Source organism: Waddliaceae bacterium (assembly GCA_018694295.1).
Taxonomy (GTDB): Bacteria; Chlamydiota; Chlamydiia; order Chlamydiales; family JABHNK01; genus JABHNK01.
On record JABHNK010000064.1, the window covers coordinates 1 to 4296 of the forward strand.

Below are 4296 nucleotides of genomic sequence, written 5' to 3' on the forward strand. Positions count from 1 at the left end.
CAAGACTTTATGGTCACGTTTTTTTGCCTCTTCGAGCATGGTGATGTATGCTTTTAGAGCTTTTTTGTCGGGGAAGGTGATGCCATAGATCCTTGTAAGCATTTCATTGTCGGAATCGCCATGCCAATATGCTCCTGATGTTTTCAGAATTTTTAGCGCTTTAATTTTCCCAATCTTTGGAAGGTGAGGTCCTCGGCATAGGTCGTGGAAGTCGCCTTGTCGGTATCCTGTTAGTTCTATGGCGTCATCGATATCTTCGATAAGCTCGCGTTTGTAGACATTGTCGGCGAAAAGTTTTAGTGCTTCTTTTTTATTGCAGATGACTTCGCGTTGTGGCACAGGGTTTTCATTGATGATCTTCACCATCTCTTTTTCTATAGCTTTGAAGTCGCTGTCGGTGATGGTGAGGTTTGCGAAATCATAATAAAATCCGTTCTCAATAGAAGGGCCTATCGTTGGCTTGGCGTCGGGCCATAGGCGCACTACTGCCTGTGCTAGGACGTGTGCTGACGTATGCCAGAAGATCTCTTTTCCCTGAGAATCTTCGAAGTCGAGAAGCCTTACGGTGTCTCCATCAGACAGTGGCGTGGTGAGATCGTATGGGAGGTCGTTTATAATAATTGCAAGAGCTTTGTCGGGAGCCGTAAGTTTTAGATGCTCGGCGAGGTCTTGTGCTGTGCTATTTTCGGGGAGTTCTACGGAAGATCCGTCGTGTAATGTTATTAACATAATATAAAATCCTTGCTATTTGTAGAAAATAAATATGATTTACGATAATACAGTGAGAGTATATCAAATAGCAAGAATCTTCTTTGTTGTGGTATTATAACGTAGATGTCACCAAATGACGAAGAAACGATAGACAGGGGAGCCATGAAAGACGACAAAAAACAAGGGGCTATAGACGTCCCGCCACTTCATAAAGAGTTCTTTTATAAAGCATTATGTTTTGCTTTTAAAAACAGAGAGCGCGGTGAAGAGAACCCTTTAGAAGAGATGCTTCTTCGCGGAACGCCGTCGGAATCTCTAGAGTATGATCTTTTTGGCGTTCAAGAGTCGAGCGTTGTTCACAACGCTAAAAAAGCTCGAGACCTTGCTTTTGTCCTTATCGCCGACGATGGTTCTTTACGTGTTGACGTCCTTAAGGGTGTCATTGCGATATTACAAAAGAGCCTTTATCCTATAGGTCCGTATTATGATGGCGACGCCATAAGAAACGAGCATATACTAAAGGCGTTAGTGTCGTTGCATGACAATAAAGGTCTTCGCGAGCTTCTTATGAAGGTAACAAAACCATCTTCACATCATGCCGAGAAGATACTTCGTGATACGCTTATAATAGATGCTTCTACAACGCTTACTGACGCCCATGCTCGGCGGGCGGCATTATCGGCGTGGCTGTGTTTCTTAAGGCAGAATGTCGGGTCGTGCTTTGCTACGGCGCCGGCGATAATAATCCAGCAAGAGCAGCCCGAGAATTTACTTAAGGATATCGTCGGCCTCTTAGCTACAGGGCGGATGACGAGAACTTTCGGCGGCGTAGAGCATTCTGTCCCTCTTAGCGGAAGCTGGGGCGTTGCTAATATTAAGAAGCCTGTGATGATAACAAAGACCGAAAAAGACATTGCTACAGAAATTTGGAGGGCTCCGGGGGTATTACACGCACTACGCGCCGCCGGCGTTGTTGATGATCAGCGACGCTGTAAAGGCCTTATTGTTACAGCTATACAAGGTATTCATCCTGAAGGAGGGACTTTTTGGACGACGACGGAGACGTTGATACGAAAAGTTTTGCTTGAAGATCTTGGTATTACAGAAAAAGACCTTGCAGACAATAAAAAAGCCCCACAGGGGATGTTCGAGATCCATAAAGTGTCGATATCTTCGAAAGCGAATAATGCGAAAAAGAAGAGCAAGACAGCGCTGTGCGGGGAATATCATGAGAAATACGAAGCTGCCACTAAAGCCTTTAACATCCTGACCGACAATCCCTTGCTGAAGGCCTGGGAATATACTATAGCGTCATTTTGTGATACCAAGACGGACTTCTCACGGTGGAATCTTTACTCGAGCCTTGGCCTTGAAGAGGACAGCCCTGGTGGTATAGGAGAGTGCCTTTATAATAAAATCAAAGAGAAGCTCGACGAGGTAAATCGCGAGTCTAACGAATATCATGAACAGTATAACGCCCTTTTTCCTCATGTTAAGCAGTTGGAAGTAAGGATAAAGCATGCCAAGACAGAGCAAGACGCTCAGTGGATACGTTCGGAATATAAAAGAAGTGTCGGCGAGCTCAACAATTATCAGGCTGGGCGTGACGAGGCACACCAGCGTGCGAAGCTTTACGCTGAGCTTTTTAACTTCATCATCTCCAAGCTGTTAGAGATGTTCCCACAGTATTTCCAGGAGGTCTATGACGCCGATATTCACGACGTCAAAACAGGCCTTTACGATGACAGTCCTGCAGGGTTCCGTCTTCTATATAAACACGGACGCACCGACGCCTCTTTGTGGACGCATATCTACGAAGAAGATGTTTTTATAGACTCGCTGGCAAGCTTTTTTGTCGTCATTGAAAATGATATTATCGGTATGCCGGAACTTGAAGGTTTCGAGCGTGATATCAGCGAGATAATAACATCTATTGTTATGCATGTTAAGACGACGGAATTCCTCGAGTCGGCATTTTATCGTATGGCAATAGCCCATAATGTTTCTCCTGTAGAAGACCCTCTCAATAACCTGGAAAAGGTTGATAAAAAGCCGTGGGTGTATACGTCAGGAGGGACGATGAGTGTTCTGATACAATGTTATTATCGCCTCGACGACAAGCCTAAAGAGATAGACCGCTGGGTTGAAAACGAAGTAGAGCTGTGTGATTTTTTTATCGACATTATGAAAGAGATGCCTGCAAAAACCTCTGATATGTACGTTGAAGATCATAAAAAGACGATGCTTATGCATTCTCCGACACACGCATTTATCCTAAAGCCAGGAGTTCTGAGAGACGGATGGAAAAGCGAACTATATACATATACGTGGGTGCGCGACACCATTATCACCCCGCAGCAAACGATTCTTGCGGGGACAATGCTTGACAACGGTATGATAGCGAAACTTTTGTCGATTATCACCGAAAAAATCCCCGCAGACGACCGAAAAGCGCTAGAACACACGTTCATCGACATCCCTAAACTTATGGGCCCTCAAGATTTCCGAGAATATGTCTGTAAGAAGGCTATGTATGCGCCGAAACTCAAAGAAAACATCTCTGCAGAAGATATCGACAGCATTCTATATACATCGTTGCCGATGACGCCAGGATATGCTGTTAAAGATAATATCGGGAAGCTTATAAAAGACCTTCCTATGCTGTCTGAAGAAGAGAAAAACAGGATTTTGGATGCCTTTGAAGAGATGTCGGGAAGACACCCCGCAGAAGAATATGTCACTGCTGACGAGCTTCAAGAGGTGTGTAAGGCGTTGATACTTATCGCCACAGGAAAAACGGCCTTCGAAGATAACTACAACGACATTATCAATATGGCAGCACAGAAAAACAATCTCGCCCTTTCGGCACCGATATTTTTTGCCGATACAAATTGGGAGAAAAACCTCTTCGGCTTCGTCGTAAACCCGGGAACGGGGAGACTTGAGGTGTGGAATTTCGACGCCACAAAGCGCCATGGCACCCCTATGATTCATTGGAGACGGTGGCTCGACGGCAGCAACAAAACGCCGACATGGGGTGTATATACCCTGCCACACCAATATGGCGGATAATCGATATTATTTTCCTTTGTAACTGACCTTAAGCGCCACTCTCACTTTATTGACTTGCTGCAAGGGCGATCTGCTTCGTATTTCTCCTCGCCCAACTCTATTTGAGCTTGGCTCGTCGGAATACTTGCATCTCATCCCTTTCGCTACGCCACTAAAGCAAGATTGGCGCGTAATGTCTGTTTGTAACAAAGGCAATATTTTCAGAAGTCGAAGCGGCCATAAAAAAAGAACCTTTTAGGAGCTATTTTTTTACAAAAAGTTGTTTACAAAAAAGACTATATTTCTTTATAGATAGAGGTATGTTAAAAAAACTGTATAATAATGGTATACGGTTGCATTAATAACAACTGCGCGAAAAGTGCCTGAGAGGCATCTGTAAGCGCTACAAAGTTTTTTAAATCCTTTTCCATTAGAGGGATGTTGGAACAAAACAAAAATGGAGTACAATATGAAATTAACTAAAATATTATTGGTCGGGATCGCAGTATTATCAACTACTGCTATGTTCGCCCA

At 44.1% G+C, this 4296-nt stretch carries 2 protein-coding genes; one reads left to right on the plus strand and one right to left on the minus strand.

Annotated features, from left to right (window positions below; translation table 11 throughout):
- Positions 1-729 (minus strand): TGS domain-containing protein (locus HN980_06835; protein MBT6929188.1); only part of this gene is annotated, 729 nt, incomplete at its 3' end.
- A 144-nt stretch (positions 730-873) separates the two neighbouring features.
- On the opposite strand from HN980_06835, the gene HN980_06840 reads away from it, so the two are divergent.
- Entirely contained in the window at positions 874-3783 is a 2910-nt protein-coding gene (locus tag HN980_06840) for a hypothetical protein (protein ID MBT6929189.1), read from the plus strand.
- Positions 3784-4296 lie beyond the last annotated feature (513 nt).

What these genes read in the sequence shown, in the direction of transcription:
- HN980_06840 (MBT6929189.1), top strand. Translation starts at nt 874, where the DNA reads ATGAAAGACGACAAAAAACAAGGGGCTATAGACGTCCCGCCACTTCAT.